The organism is Mesorhizobium sp. M0028 (genome assembly GCF_040323855.1).
Lineage (GTDB): Bacteria > Pseudomonadota > Alphaproteobacteria > Rhizobiales > Rhizobiaceae > Mesorhizobium.
The window spans coordinates 1-13,958 of record NZ_JAMYVG010000021.1 but is presented as its reverse complement, the minus strand read 5'-3'; the positions used below and the strand labels follow the sequence as shown (position 1 = coordinate 13,958).

Below are 13,958 nucleotides of genomic sequence, written 5' to 3'. Positions count from 1 at the left end.
TCCCAACATCTTGGACGAAAGAATGAGCATAAATCACGCAAGTTGACGTATTGCATCGCAGCAAATTGTTGCTAACCTCCCGCAAGACAAGGCTCGGCGCTGCTCGTCGGCCCTTCGATCGCAGTCGGCAGCGGGGTTCTCGATGTTCTACCAGCTTTACGAACTGAACCATGCCGCCTTGCAGCCGGCCCGCCTCTATGCCGATGCGGTGCGCCTGTTCTACTCCAATCCGCTCAATCCGGTTTCACACACGTCCTGGGGCCGCTCGGTCGCGGCAACGGCCGAATTGTTCGAACGCACGACACGCCGCTACGGCAAGCCGCAATTCGGCCTGACCAAGACCGTGGTCGACTGGAAAACCGTCGAGGTCAGCGAACGCACCGTCTGGTCGCGGCCGTTCTGCAATCTGGTCCGTTTCGAGCGGGCTGTCCCGGCCGGGCGCCGGCCGGATCCGAAGCTGTTAATCGTCGCACCGATGTCGGGCCACTATGCGACGCTGTTGCGCGGCACGGCCGAGGCGATGCTGCCCTATGCGGACGTGCATATCACCGACTGGGTCGACGCCCGGATGGTGCCGCTTGCCGACGGCAGCTTCGACCTCGACGACTATGTCGACTACATTGTCGACATGCTGCATGCGCTGGGACCCGACACCCACGTGATGGCGGTGTGCCAGCCGTCGGTGCCGGTGCTGGCGGCGGTGGCGCTGATGGAAGCCAAGGGCGATCCTTTCGTGCCCTCGACGATGACGCTGATGGGCGGCCCGATCGACACGCGCCGCAACCCGACGGCGGTCAATTTGCTGGCCCAGGAAAAGGGCATCGACTGGTTCCGCGACAACGTCATCATGCGCGCGCCCTGGCCGGTGCCGGGCTTCGGCCGCGAGGTCTATCCCGGTTTCCTGCAGCTTTCGGGTTTCATGAGCATGAACCTGGATCGCCACATCATCGCCCACAAAGACTTCTTCATGCACCTGGTGAAGCATGACGGCGACAATGCCGAGAAGCACCGCGAATTCTATGACGAATACCTGGCGGTGATGGATCTGACGGCGGAATTCTACCTGCAGACCGTCGATACCGTCTTCGTCCGCCAGGCCTTGCCCAAGGGCGAAATGACGCATCGCGGTGTGGCGGTCGACCCTTCGGCGATCCGCAATGTCGCCCTGTTCACCGTCGAGGGCGAGAACGACGACATCTCCGGCCTTGGCCAGACCAAGGCGGCGCACGACCTCTGCATCAACATTCCGGCCGACAGGCACGCCCATTACATGCAGCCGGCGGTCGGCCATTACGGTGTGTTCAACGGCTCGCGCTTCCGCTCCGAAATCGTGCCGCGCATCGTCGATTTCATTACCAGCTACGGCCGCCAGAACCGTGTTGCGGTGAAGCCCAAGCTGGTCAGGACCGGCAAGAAATAGGCGACCAGCGATGATGCCCGTCAATCCGCATCAGGTCGGTCAATGCCAAAATCATCGGTTGGCGGGGCCGTGCGGCCGGTCGACCTGTTGCACAATAGTCGCGTTGGCGCCACGCAGGTAACCATGCCGCAAAAATCAATCCATCCTCATAATTGACACCGACTGTAAATACCCCTTAACGTTTCGTTAACAACAAGGGACAAGCGGGGACAATGATTTCCTCACCAATGGCGAGAACGCTACGCCTGTGCGCGCTGGCTGGACTTACTGTGGCGGCAGGTTGGGCCAGTTCGGCCTCGGCAGCCAGCCCGATGATAACAGGTGGTCCGACGTCGCAGCCGATCGGCCATTATGATTTCTGCAAGACCTACCCGTCGGAATGCTCGATCCGCCCGAAGGATCTGTCGCCCGCCAGCATGACCGGCTCGCTGTGGCGCAAGCTGCTCAGCGTCACGGTAAAGGTCAACGCCGCCGTCAAGCCTGAGAGCGACTTCGACATCTACGGCAAGGACGAGGTCTGGGCCTATCCCGACAAGGGTGTCGGCGACTGCGAGGACTATGTCCTGGAAAAGCGCCGTGAGCTGAACCGGCTGGGCGTCTCGTTTGCCGATCTGCTGATGACCGTCGTGCGCAAGCCGGATGGCGAAGGCCACGCCGTGCTGACGGTGCGCACCGACAAGGGCGACTACATCCTCGACAATCTGACCGACCAGGTCCGTTCCTGGGACCAGACCGGCTATCGTTTCCTCAAGCGGCAGGCGATCGACAATACCGGCCGTTGGGTCTCGATCCGCGGCGGCCAGCAGGTTCTGGTCGGCTCGGTCCAGTAACAAAGCAACTCATTTCGGCCGGTTCAGCGCGGCGCGGAGCGACGCAATGATGCGGCGAAGCTCGGCTTCGTCGAGCTTTTCGATGTTGTCGGCCAGGAGATTGGCAAGCTCGGTCGCCGCCGGGCTAAGGCCGGACGTGTCGAGCCTGACGCGCGGATGCGAGGTTTCGGCCAACCGCGCCAGTTCCTCGGCGTCGTCCCAAATGATGTTGAAATAGCCGATGATCTTCTGGATCAGCGTCCAGCTCGGCGCACCGCGGCGGCCGTGTTCGAGCGCCGAGAGATAGGCTGCGCTGACGCCGATCGCCTTGGCCATGTCCTTCTGGGTGACGCCGCGCTCGTTTCGCAGCACGCGAAGCTTTTCGCCGAACGGGGTCACGAGCACATCCTCATTGGCGCATCCTCATGGGCGCATCCTCAAGAGCGCGCCCGCCGCAGACGGACGTAAAGCGCGCCCGAGCCGCCATGATTGCGGGCGGCATGGTCGTGGCTGGAGACAAGGGGCCGGAAGGCGGGCGTCGACAGCCATGACGGCACGGCGCGTCGCAAGACGCCGTCGCCGCCCGACGAAGAGCCCTTGCCGGTGATTACCAGGACATAGCGGATGCCGCCGGCATGCGCCCGGTGCAGGAAGGAAAACAGCAGCGAATAGGCTTCGTCCTGGGTCAGGCCATGCAGGTCGACGCGGCCCTCGATCGGCAGCCGGCCCTTCGACAGCTTGTCCAGCGTCGGTTCGTCGAGTGCGTGGGAAACATGCTGCGCCTTCGGTTTCGCGACCGCGGCAGCATTGCCCGCGACCTGTGCCGGCGGCGGCACCTGCCTGGTTTCGTCGATCTCCGGCCCAAGCTTGGGAATATCGACGGCGATCTTGCCCTTCAGCGGCTTTGCCGTGCGCGCCACCAGGTTCCACAGGACCCGGTCGTCCTCGCTCAGCCTGTCGATGCGCCGGGTCATCGGTCTGCTCCTGAAACCAGCGGCCGGGGGATCAGCGCATAAAAATCGGCGGCGTTGCGGATAACGCCGGCGATCTCGCCGGCCGCATCGCCCGACCCAGCGAACAGATCGCCGCGGGCCGGCCCGATGATCGCTGAGCCGGTGTCCTGTGCGATCATCAGCCGCCGGAACGGTTTTTCGTCGAAGGCGGTCAGCGACGGCGCATCGATATGGAAGGGCGTGCCGAACGTGTGCAGCAGCCGGTCGACGGCGATCGAGCGGCAGGGTGTCAGCGGCACCTTGGCGGCAGCGACCGGGCCGAGCTCCGGGTCGTCGACGCCCATCTCGCGGAAGAAGATGTAGGAGCGGTTGCGCCAAAGGATCTCGTCGACGCGCTCCGGACGCGCCTTGAGCCAGGCACGGATCGACTGCATCGTCACTTTTTCCAGCGGGATCTCGCCTTCGTCGCTCAGGATCTTGCCCGGTCCGGTAAAGCGCTGGCCGGATTTGGCGGCATAGGTGACGCGGCAAAGCTCCCCGTCGGTCATGTTGAGCCGCGCCGCGCCCTGCACGTGGATGAAGAAGGCATCGACCTTGTCGGCGAGCCAGGCGATTTCCAGGCCTTGTCCAGCGAGCGCGCCGCGTTCGATCTCGCCGCGGTCGAAATATTCGACCGGGTCGTTCGGCGCCGCACGAGCGAAGGCAAGATAAGGATCCATGCCGGAAGGACGATTGCCATCGTCGATGTCGACAAGGTCGGCCGGGCGGGTTAGCAACGGCACCGAAAATCGTCGCGTGCGCACCGGCGAGGCGTCGACCTCCGGCTCGTAGAAGCCGGTGACGAGGCCTGGGCCGCCGTTTTCCGCCCCTATATGGGCCGGCACAAAGTAGCGCTCGAAGAAGCTTCGGGCCTCCAACCGATTCGCCGGCGAAACGGTGCGCGCTGCGGCATAGGCTTCGGCAAAGGCGCCGAAATCGACGCCGAGCGCGCCGGAGCGGTAGGGTTTCGTCAGGACATGAAAGGCCGAGCGGCGAAAGGCGTCAAAGGCAGGGAGTTGGTCGTCCTCGTCCCAGCCCGGCAATTCGCCAAAGGACTTTTCGCTGAAGACTCGAGAAAGCGACACGACAGCCCCCGCCGCCGTCCAGTTCAGTCTTCTTCTTCGGTGGCGACGAGCTTCCAGTTCGGATCGCGCGAGCGCGCGTCACGAGCGAAGGTCCAGACGTCCTTGACCTCGGCGACGGTCTCGGGATCGCCGTCAATGACGGCGCCGGCCTTGTCGCGGGTCGCTGAAATCAGTTCGCTGACAATGCGCAGCGTGATGTGCGCCTCGCTGCCCTTCATCTCGGCCGAAACGATGTCGGCCTTGTCGATGCCGACGAAGGAGGACTGGATTTTTTCGGCTTTTGCCTCGCGGTCGCCGATGGCCGCGACAAAGCCGTCATAGACCTCGCGCGACAAAAGGTTCTTCAAGGTTTTGCGGTCGCCATCGGCGTAGGCCATGACGATCATCTCATAGGCCATCTTGGCGCCGTCGACGAAGGTCTTCGGGTCGAAGGTCGGATCATTGTCCTTGATCGCCCGCAGGCCCCGGTTGAGATCTGTGTCGGGCTTGGCAAAGGCGTCGATCGCCGTATAGGCATCGGCCGCCGGCTCTCCCGCCAGCCGCTTGCGCGGCAGCGAAACCACGTTCTCGGGTTTCTGGGCGGCATCCTTGTCGTTCTTGCGCCCTGCCGTATATGGATCGAAGGGCGGGCGTTCGTTGCCCGTGCGTCGGCCAAGCACGTTGCGCAGCTGGAAGAAGATCACCACCGCCGCAATCAGAAAGAAAATTGTGCCGAAGTCGAAGAAGCCCATATCTTGCGCCAATCAATCCCTGCTTTGGCCGGACCAGCGGCCAAGCAAGGGCCGCGATCACATAGCGTTCAGTATCCAAAGCATATAGAACGCATGGCGCAATCATTCAAATCAAAGGCAGCCATACCTATCTAACAGCTCTGGTGCCAGCGGCGATTGCTCGCCGGCCGGCAAAACATCGAAACGATCGGTCAAGATTTGCGTATCTCGCTGCTTCCCCTGTTTGTTCTTGCGCTTCCGCTGCTGGAGATAGCCGGTTTCGTCATTGTCGGCCGCCAGATCGGCGCGCTGGCGACGGTCGGGCTGGTGCTGGCCTCGAGCGTCGCCGGCGCCTTGCTCCTTCGACACCAGGGTTTTGGCGTCATGGCCAGGGTCCGTGCCGAAATGGATGCCGGCCACGATCCGAGCCGCCAGCTTGCGCACGGCGCCATGATCGTTCTGGCCGCGATCCTTTTGATCATCCCCGGCTTCATCTCGGATATTTTCGGCATTCTACTGTTCCTGCCACCGGTGCGCGATCTTGCCTGGCGGATGCTGAAAGGCCGCATCGTGCTGGCCACCGATTTCGGCGTTGGTTTGCGGGCAAGGCAACGCGGCAAGACCATCGATCTCGACGACGGCGACTATTCGCGCGCCGACGACCATGCGCGCGGGCCTGACTCTCCCTGGCGCCGCCTCAAGGACGAGTAGCCGCAAGGCAACCGGCGTCTTTTGCAAACTTGTCTTGTCGTGCCGGCCATGATAGCGAACGCCCGAATTTCAATCCGGTCAGCAACGCTGCCCAGGCAAAAGGATCACAGCTTATGGCCAGCAACGACGACGCCCCGACCGGCGCAGCCAACGGTAATGGAAATGCGGAGCAGCCTTCGCTCAACGTGCTTGCGCAATATGTGAAGGACCTGTCCTTCGAAAGCCCCGGCGCGCCAAACTCGCTGCGCGGCCGCGACAAGGCCCCCGGCATCGCCATCAACGTCAACGTCAACGCCAACCCGCTTTCGGACAAGCAGTTCGACGTCAATTTGACGCTGAATGCCAAGGCATCGTTCGACCAGGAAGTGCTGTTCAATGTCGAACTGGTCTATGGCGGCGTCTTCTCCATCAGCGGCTTCCCGCAGGAGCACATGCTGCCGATACTGTTCATCGAATGCCCGCGGCTGCTGTTCCCGTTCGCCAGGCAGATCATTGCCGAGGCAACGCGCAATGGCGGCTTCCCGCCGCTGATGCTCGACCCGATCGATTTCGCGCAGATGTTCCAGCAGAAGCTGGCCGAGGACCAGGCCGCCGCCAAGGTCAAGGTGAGCTGAAGGCGTTTGTGTCTCGATAGCGTTTGAGAAACCCGGCCTTGCGCCGGGTTTTTTTATGAGCCGCTGGCGGGACAGTGCCCCCTCTGGCCTTCCGGCCATCTCCCCCTTAAGTGGGGAGATCGGAACTTCACGTCAGCCTTCGCCAATCCTTCATCGTCGCAGGAATGAGCGAGGCGCTGGGACTGCCAATCTTTCCCACTGAGGGGGAGATGCCAAGTGGTGGCTAAAAGGGCAGGACAGAGGGGGCGACGGATCACTCCGCTCAAAATCACTATGCCGCGGAACTCGCTTCCCGGCCGATGCGCAGCCAAAGCGCCTTTTCGCCGAGGCTGCCAACCATGCCCGCGTGTGCTGCGCGCTCGGCATCGGTCAGGCGCGAGGGCAAGGCGATGGGCCTGACGCCGATCGAAATGTCGATATCGTCGACATTCTGTCGTCCGCCCGCCGGCGTCATGATGCTGTCGAGGATGAGGCTGGCCTGCTTGCCGCCGATAAGCTCGATATAGACCTCGGCCAGCAATTCAGAATCGAGCAACGCGCCATGCTTGGTGCGACGGCCATTGTCGATGCCATAGCGGCGGCAGAGCGCGTCGAGCGAATTGGGACCCATTGGATGCTTGCGGCGCGCCAGCGCCAGCGTGTCGACGATCCGTCCCGGATCGATGGCCGGATGACCAAGCCGGCCGAATTCGAGGTTGAGGAAGCCGATGTCGAAGCCGGCATTATGGGCGACCAGCTTGGCGCCGTCGATGAAGGCCAGGAACTCCTCGGCGATCTCCATGAAAGTCGGCTTGCCCTGAAGATCGGCGGCGCTGATGCCGTGCACGGCCTGCGCCTCGTGATGAATCGGGCGGCCTTGTGGGTTGATGTATTTGTGGAAGGTGCGGCCGGTCGGAAAGCGGTTGACCAGCTCGATGCCGCCAAGCTCGATGACGCGGTCCTCGCGCGTGTCGAGGCCGGTGGTTTCCGTATCGAAGATGATCTCACGCATCGAATCAGTCCATTGGTTCCGCGTCATTCTAGCCGAATCACACCCGGAACAAAATGGCAACAAGTAATGTGGGCTGCAAGCCTCTTAACCCGGACTGGCTGCTTTATCCCCGACTAGTTCGGCGACGATCGCATTGACAGCCGCGCGGGCGGCGTCAAAGCCCTGGCCGGTGTCGACGACGAAGTCGGCGCGCCGGCGCTTTTCGGCGTCGGGAACCTGCCTGGCCAGGATCGACGCAAACTTTTCCTCGCTCATGCCCGGGCGCGCCAGCACGCGGGCGCGCTGGATCTCGGCCGACGCGGTGACGACCACAACCTTGTCGACGCGATCGCGGCCGCCGGTCTCGAACAGCAGCGGTATATCGAGCACGGCAAGTGGCGCGCCGGCGGCACGATTTTGCGCCAGAAAGGCATCGGCGTCGGCACGGACCAGCGGATGGATGATCGCTTCCAGCCGTTTCAGCGCGGCGGCATCGCCGAGCACCCGTTCGGCCAACTTTGTGCGATCGACCGCACCGGATCGGGTGGTCCCGGGAAAGACCGCCTCGACCATGGGGGCGGCCTTGCCGGCATAGAGGCGATGCACCGCCTCGTCGGAATCATGGACCGGCACGCCGGCCTCGGCAAACATCTTTGCCGTGGTCGACTTGCCCATGCCGATCGATCCGGTGAGGCCGAGCACGATCATGGCTTCGCGCCGATATCGGCAATGATCATTTGCCGCAGTTCGGCGGTGACCTGCGGCCTGGTGCCGAACCAGCGCTCGAAGCCGGGCACCGCCTGGTGCAGCAGCATGCCGAGCCCATCGACGGTCTTGAGGCCGCGCGCGCTGGCTGCGGCGAGCAACGGCGTTTCCAGCGGAACATAAACGATGTCGGTGACGATGGCGCGGTCGGGCAGTCTGCCCGGATCGGCGGACAGGCCTTCATTGCCATGCATGCCGAGCGCTGACGTGTTGACCAGCAGGCCGGCATCTTCGAGCAACTCGCCGGTCGCCGCCATGCCATGGGCGGAGACGCCGGCACCGAAGCGGTCGCGCAGCTCCTGCGCCCTCGCAAGCGTCCGGTTTACGATGCGGATATCGTTGACGCCGCGTTGCTTCAGCGCATGGATGACCGCGCGAGCGGCACCGCCGGCACCGAGCACAACGGCCGGGCCGTCGGCCGCCCAACCCGATGCATACTCGTCCAGATTGGCGGCAAAGCCATGGGCATCGGTATTGCCGCCCCACAATTCGCCATCCTCAAACCACAGTGTGTTGACCGCACCGATTTGTTCGGCCGCGTCGTCGCGGCGCGCCGCCAATGCGAAGGCGGCCTCCTTGTGCGGGATGGTGACGTTGCCGCCGCTATAGCCTTGTGCCTGCAGCGTTTGCAGGAATTCGGCAAACGCTTCTGGCGCAACGTCAATGGCCTCGTAGACGCCGTCGATGCCGTATTTCGCCAGCCAGTAGCCGTGGATCTTCGGTGACCTGGAATGGCCGATCGGGTGGCCGGTGACGAAGGCTTTTTTCGAGGCCTCAGCCATCGATCGCCCCGAGATCACGCAGCTTGGCCAGCACCGGCAAAAGCGGCAGGCCAACAATGGTGAAGTAGTCGCCCTCGATCTTTTCGAACAGCTGGATGCCCTCGCCTTCGATCTGGTAGGCACCAACGCTGGACAACGCCTTGGCGCCGACGCGCGCCAGATGGCGGCCGATGAAGGCCGGATCGAGCTTGCGCATGGTCAGGCTGGCGATGCCGACATGCCGCCACAGAACCTGGCCGTCACGGGCCAGCACGACGGCACTGTTGAGCTGATGCGTCTTGCCCGACAACGCCAGCAGATGACGGCGCGCGCCTTCCATGTCGGCCGGCTTGTGGAACAGCTCGTCGCCGAGCGACAGCGTCTGGTCGCAGCCGAGCACCAGGGCGCCGGGCTTGCGCTCACTGACTTCGGTGGCCTTGGCCTCGGCAAGCACCAGGGCGACGTCCTCCGGCGACACGCCACTATTTTGCAGCGGCGCCTCCAGCGCACGTTCGTCGACAGAAGCCGGAACCGCTTCGACCACAACGCCGGCATTGACAAGCAGCGCCTTGCGGAACGGGCTGCCCGAGGCAAGGATGATTTTTTCGGCCATTTTTTTCGCCCGTTTTCTGGCGCTCACTAGGGTGTGTCGAGATTCAGGTCAGGCCGCGCCGAGAGTGGTGGCTTCCGAGAACCGGAGCGGAGTGTACTTAAAGTACGTGAGCACCGGAAGCGCAGGAAGCCGCCGTTTGTAGGCCGGCATCACCTGAATATCACACGCCCTAGCGCGTCTTGCCGCGCAGGGCAACGATAGCCGCCGCCGTCTCCTCGATCGAACGGCGGCTGACATCGATCATCGGCCAGCCATGCCGTGTGCAGATCTGGCGGGCGTAGGCGAGTTCTTCGGCGATCGCGGCGCGGTCGACGTAATCGGTCGGCTCGTAGGCGCTGTTGCCGAGAACGCGGTTCTGCCGGACCTGGGAGATGCGCTCGGCAGTGGCGATCAGGCCGACGATCAGTGGCCTCCTGGCGTAGACCAGGCTTTCCGGCACCGGCACGCCGAGCACGATCGGGATGTTGGCGGTCTTGATGCCGCGATTGGCGAGATAGATGCTGGTCGGCGTCTTCGAGGTGCGTGAGATGCCGACAAGCACGATGTCGGCATCATCCATATTGGCCGGCAGCTGGCCGTCATCATGCTCCATGGTGAAATTGAGCGCGTCGATGCGGCGAAAATATTCGGCGTCCAGCACATGCTGGGCGCCGACGCGGCGGCCGGCCGGCGTGCCGAGATAGGACTGGAACACCGTCAGCACCGGCTCCAGTACCGAGACGCAAGGCAGGCCCATCGCCGCGCAGCGTTCATCGATGCCACGGGCAAGCTTCTGGTCGACGACGGTGTAGAGGATGATGCCCGGCTCCTCCTCGATGTCCTCGAACACTTTCGTCACCTGTTTTTCGGTGCGGATGAGCGGGTAGATGTGTTCGATGGCGCGCGCATCCTTGTATTGCGCGGAAGCGGCGCGGCCGGCGGCCAGCAGCGTTTCGCCGGTGGCGTCGGAAATCAGGTGAAGGTGAAAGAAGCTCTGCGGTTTGTTCACAGGATACATTCCAGGCTGTGGGCCGATGTGGATAAGCCGGGCGGAAAACTCGGCCACCGCCAAGCGACTGTATCAGATGCCGGTTTGTCCACAATTCGATGTGCTGTCGGCTTCTTCGGGCGGTTGGGGACAAGTCCGGGGACGGAGCTTTTTGCCTTCGCTTCATCCACAAGGGCAAGTTCCTTGGCCTGGCGGCAACGCATTGACTCCAGTCGGAAATTCCCGGCTTTCCACAAAGTCCTGCAATCCCGTTGGAGAAGCGCGCGACAATATGCTGGCTGGTCTTTTCCAGGGCAAAGCGGGACAGGAGACAACCACCACAACCAACAGACTCTTAGAATCATAAGATTCCTAAAAATAGAATATTTAATTATAGGGAAGCCTGGAAAGGCGAGCGCTCAATGCCTCAAGACCGGATCGTGCTGGACGTGTTGAGAGGCAAGGCAGCGTTTCCGCCGCCGCTCTGGATTATGCGCCAAGCCGGCCGCTATCTGCCGGAATACCGGGAGACGAGGAGACGGGCCGGATCGTTCCTCGATCTTTGCTACGACCCGGATCTCGCCGTCGAAGTGACGCTGCAGCCGATCGAACGCTTCGGCTTCGACGCATCGATCCTGTTTTCCGATATCCTTGTCGTGCCGCATGCGCTCGGCCGCGACGTGCGCTTCGAGGAAGGACGCGGCCCGCTGTTGACGCCGATCTCGGCTGCGGAGATCGAGGCTCTCGACGGCGAAACGTTTCACGTGAATCTCGAGCCGGTCTACGAGACGGTGCGGCGATTGCGCGCCAGACTGCCTGATGAAACGACGCTGATCGGCTTCTGCGGTGCGCCCTGGACGGTGGCGACCTACATGATTGCCGGCCACGGTACGCCCGACCAGGCGCCGGCCAGGCTGTTCGCCTATCGCGAGCCGGCGGCCTTTCTTCGGCTCCTGAAAGTGCTCGCCGATCATTCGGCTGCCTATCTGATCCGGCAGATCGAAGCCGGCGCCGACGTGGTGCAGATCTTTGATTCGTGGTCCGGCGTGCTCGACGAAGCGTCTTTCGAGTTGTTCTGCGTCCGGCCGGTGGCCGAGATTGTCCGGCAGGTGAAGGCTGTCCATCCCGACGTTCCGATCATCGGCTTTCCCAAAGGCGCCGGAGATCACTACCGGAGCTATCGCCAGACGACCGGCGTGACCGGGCTGGGCCTCGACTGGACCGTGCCATTGTCGACTGCGAAGGAATTGCAGCGTGACGGCGCCGTGCAAGGCAATCTCGATCCGCTGCGGCTGGTGGCCGGCGGCAAGGCGCTTGCCGACGGCGTGGGGGCGATCCTGAAGGTGTTAGGGGACCGGCCGCTGATCTTCAACCTCGGCCACGGCATCACGCCGGAGACGCCGCTCGCGCATGTCGAGCAGATGGTCAAACTGGTGCGGAGCGCGTCGTGACGATGATGGGCGCAGACAATGCGAACAGCACGAACAGCGGTAGCGGGGCGACGCGCCGCGCGGCAATCGCGATCGCCATTTTCCTCGTGCTGGCCGGGCTGCTGTTTCTCTTCGGGCCCGATGATTTCTATCCCTGGGCAAAGGCGATCCATGTGATTGCCGTCATCTCCTGGATGGCGGGCATGCTCTATCTGCCGCGCTTGCTGGTCTATCATGCCGATGCCGAAAAAGGCTCCGTCCAGTCGGAGACCTTCAAGGTAATGGAGCGCCGCCTGCTGCGCGGCATCATCAATCCGGCGATGGTGATTACCTGGGCGTTCGGCCTGTGGCTCGCCTGGAAAGGCTTTGGTTTTCAAGGCGGCTGGCTGCATGCCAAGATCGCTGCGGTGGTGGGTCTGTCGGCCGTGCATGGCTATTTCGCCGGCGCCGTCCGGAAATTTGCCGAAGACCGCAATGAAAAACCGGCAAGGCACTGGCGGATCGTCAATGAGATCCCCACATTGCTGATGGTCGTCATCGTCGTCCTGGTTATCGTGAAACCATTCTGACGTATTCGGTGCCCGCAAAAGGCGGCTTGCTCTTTCACCCGACCGACGATAAAAGACGGGTCTTCCTTCCCGTCATGCGCCGCCCGTCATCGCTTTCGGCCGCGCCCGGCATTTGTCGCATCCCGCCGATATTTTTCCCAAAGCTCATTCAGAGTCCGTCCATGCAAGAAATGAAACTCACCGAGTTCAAGAACAAGAAACCACCAGAGTTGATCGCCTATGCGGAATCGCTCGAGGTCGAGAACGCCAGCGTCATGCGCAAGCAGGAGCTGATGTTCGCGATCCTGAAGAAGCTGGCGGCACAGGATATCGAGATCATCGGCGACGGCGTCGTCGAAGTGCTGCAGGACGGCTTTGGCTTTCTGCGCTCGGCCAACGCAAATTATCTGCCAGGTCCCGACGACATCTATATTTCACCCTCGCAGATCCGGCGGTTTTCGCTGAAGACCGGCGATACGGTTGAAGGCCCTATCCGCAGCCCGAAAGAGGGCGAGCGCTATTTCGCGCTGCTCAAGGTCAACACAATCAATTTCGACGATCCGGAAAAAATCCGCCACAAGATCCACTTTGACAACCTGACGCCGCTCTATCCGACCAAGCGGCTGAAGATGGAGATCGACAATCCGACCACCAAGGACATCTCGCCGCGCGTGATCGACCTGGTCGCGCCGATCGGCAAGGGGCAGCGTGCGTTGATCAATGCGCAGCCGCGCACCGGCAAGACGGTTCTCATGCAGAACATCGCCCACTCGATCACCGCCAACCATCCGGAATGCTATCTGATCGTGCTTCTGATCGACGAGCGGCCGGAGGAGGTTACCGACATGCAGCGCTCGGTGAAGGGCGAGGTGATCTCGTCGACCTTCGACGAGCCGGCGGTACGCCATGTCCAGGTTGCCGAGATGGTGATCGAAAAGGCCAAGCGCCTGGTCGAGCACGGTCGCGACGTGGTGATCCTGCTGGATTCGATCACGCGTCTCGGTCGCGCCTACAACACCGTCGTGCCGTCATCCGGCAAGGTGCTGACCGGCGGTGTCGACGCGAACGCGCTGCAGCGGCCGAAGCGCTTCTTCGGCGCCGCCCGCAACATCGAGGAAGGCGGCTCGCTGACCATCATCGCCACCGCGCTGATCGACACCGGCAGCCGCATGGACGAAGTCATCTTCGAAGAGTTCAAGGGCACCGGCAACTGCGAAATCCAGCTCGATCGCAAGGTGGCCGACAAGCGCATCTATCCGGCCATGGACATATTGAAGTCCGGCACCCGCAAGGAAGACCTGCTGGTTTCCAAGCAGGATCTGCAGAAGATCTTCGTGCTGCGCCGCATCCTGGCGCCGATGGGAACTACCGATGCCATCGAGTTCCTGATCGACAAGCTCAAGCAGACCAAGACGAATGCGGACTTCTTCGATTCGATGAATACGTAGGGTTGGGGGCCCTTCCCTTCTCCCACAGAGGGACCTGTTGCGCAGTCATGAGCAAAAGCTTGCGGCGGCGGGGTTGCGGCGGTTGTTCGCTTGTTTGCGGGGGATTTGACGTCTT

The 13,958-nt window shown here is 62.5% G+C and carries 16 protein-coding genes; 7 read left to right on the top strand and 9 right to left on the bottom strand.

All coding sequences use genetic code 11. The features are described 5' to 3' along the window. Positions 1–142 precede the first annotated feature (142 nt). The gene (locus tag NKJ93_RS27065) at positions 143–1,420 is read left to right on the top strand and encodes a polyhydroxyalkanoate depolymerase (RefSeq protein ID WP_352481335.1); all 1,278 of its coding nucleotides are present in this window, start codon (positions 143–145) and stop codon (positions 1,418–1,420) included. Positions 1,421–1,632: 212 nt separating this feature from the next. Then, positions 1,633–2,250, top strand: coding sequence for a transglutaminase-like cysteine peptidase (locus NKJ93_RS27060; RefSeq protein WP_023718769.1), 618 nt, complete (start codon positions 1,633–1,635; stop codon positions 2,248–2,250). Positions 2,251–2,259: 9 nt separating this feature from the next. Here NKJ93_RS27060 and NKJ93_RS27055 read toward each other — a convergent pair whose 3' ends face one another. From NKJ93_RS27055 to NKJ93_RS27040, 4 genes are read right to left on the bottom strand one after another with little or no spacing between them, the layout of a single operon-like run. Next, entirely contained in the window at positions 2,260–2,628 is a 369-nt protein-coding gene (locus NKJ93_RS27055; RefSeq protein WP_352481334.1) for a helix-turn-helix domain-containing protein, read from the bottom strand. Between the two features lie 38 nt (positions 2,629–2,666). After that, positions 2,667–3,203 (bottom strand): Smr/MutS family protein, encoded by a 537-nt coding sequence (locus NKJ93_RS27050; protein ID WP_352481333.1) that lies wholly within the window; start codon positions 3,201–3,203, stop codon positions 2,667–2,669. Continuing rightward, on the bottom strand, positions 3,200–4,306 hold the full coding sequence (gene mltA / locus NKJ93_RS27045) for a murein transglycosylase A (protein ID WP_352481332.1): 1,107 nt from the start codon (positions 4,304–4,306) through the stop codon (positions 3,200–3,202). The genes NKJ93_RS27050 and mltA overlap by 4 nt, the downstream gene beginning before the upstream one ends. 23 nt (positions 4,307–4,329) lie before the next feature. Continuing rightward, positions 4,330–5,037 carry a Tim44/TimA family putative adaptor protein gene (locus tag NKJ93_RS27040; protein WP_023718765.1) on the bottom strand — a complete coding sequence of 236 codons (708 nt, stop codon included), beginning with the start codon at positions 5,035–5,037 and terminating at the stop codon, positions 4,330–4,332. Positions 5,038–5,235: 198 nt separating this feature from the next. Here NKJ93_RS27040 and NKJ93_RS27035 point away from each other — a divergent pair, with 198 nt between their 5' ends. Together NKJ93_RS27035 and secB are read left to right on the top strand one after the other, a co-directional pair. Continuing rightward, positions 5,236–5,727: an FxsA family protein gene (locus NKJ93_RS27035; RefSeq protein ID WP_023718764.1), complete on the top strand. Its 492-nt coding sequence runs from the start codon at positions 5,236–5,238 to the stop codon at positions 5,725–5,727. Between the two features lie 113 nt (positions 5,728–5,840). Then, positions 5,841–6,341, top strand: a complete 501-nt coding sequence (secB, locus tag NKJ93_RS27030) for a protein-export chaperone SecB (protein ID WP_023718763.1) — start codon at positions 5,841–5,843, stop codon at positions 6,339–6,341. A 271-nt stretch (positions 6,342–6,612) separates the two neighbouring features. Here the strand turns inward: secB and dnaQ are convergent, their stop codons facing one another. The 5 genes from dnaQ to NKJ93_RS27005 all read right to left on the bottom strand — a co-directional run bounded on the left by dnaQ (position 6,613) and on the right by NKJ93_RS27005 (position 10,438). After that, positions 6,613–7,332 carry a DNA polymerase III subunit epsilon gene (gene dnaQ / locus NKJ93_RS27025; RefSeq protein WP_023718762.1) on the bottom strand — a complete coding sequence of 240 codons (720 nt, stop codon included), beginning with the start codon at positions 7,330–7,332 and terminating at the stop codon, positions 6,613–6,615. A gap of 84 nt (positions 7,333–7,416) precedes the next feature. Continuing rightward, positions 7,417–8,019, bottom strand: coding sequence for a dephospho-CoA kinase (gene coaE, locus NKJ93_RS27020; protein WP_352592217.1), 603 nt, complete (start codon positions 8,017–8,019; stop codon positions 7,417–7,419). Next, positions 8,016–8,858: a shikimate dehydrogenase gene (locus NKJ93_RS27015; RefSeq protein WP_352481330.1), complete on the bottom strand. Its 843-nt coding sequence runs from the start codon at positions 8,856–8,858 to the stop codon at positions 8,016–8,018. The genes coaE and NKJ93_RS27015 overlap by 4 nt, the downstream gene beginning before the upstream one ends. Continuing rightward, positions 8,851–9,450, bottom strand: coding sequence for a Maf-like protein (locus NKJ93_RS27010; protein ID WP_352592214.1), 600 nt, complete (start codon positions 9,448–9,450; stop codon positions 8,851–8,853). Before NKJ93_RS27010 ends, NKJ93_RS27015 begins: the two co-directional genes overlap by 8 nt. Positions 9,451–9,619: 169 nt before the next feature. Further along, on the bottom strand, positions 9,620–10,438 hold the full coding sequence (locus tag NKJ93_RS27005; protein WP_023718758.1) for a pyruvate, water dikinase regulatory protein: 819 nt from the start codon (positions 10,436–10,438) through the stop codon (positions 9,620–9,622). Positions 10,439–10,839: 401 nt separating this feature from the next. On the opposite strand from NKJ93_RS27005, the gene hemE reads away from it, so the two are divergent. The 3 genes from hemE to rho all read left to right on the top strand — a co-directional run bounded on the left by hemE (position 10,840) and on the right by rho (position 13,843). After that, entirely contained in the window at positions 10,840–11,868 is a 1,029-nt protein-coding gene (gene hemE, locus NKJ93_RS27000; protein WP_352481328.1) for a uroporphyrinogen decarboxylase, read from the top strand. A 5-nt stretch (positions 11,869–11,873) separates the two neighbouring features. Then, on the top strand, positions 11,874–12,416 hold the full coding sequence (hemJ, locus tag NKJ93_RS26995; RefSeq protein WP_084642637.1) for a protoporphyrinogen oxidase HemJ: 543 nt from the start codon (positions 11,874–11,876) through the stop codon (positions 12,414–12,416). Between the two features lie 161 nt (positions 12,417–12,577). Continuing rightward, positions 12,578–13,843 (top strand): transcription termination factor Rho, encoded by a 1,266-nt coding sequence (rho, locus tag NKJ93_RS26990; protein ID WP_023718755.1) that lies wholly within the window; start codon positions 12,578–12,580, stop codon positions 13,841–13,843. Positions 13,844–13,958: the final 115 nt, after the last annotated feature.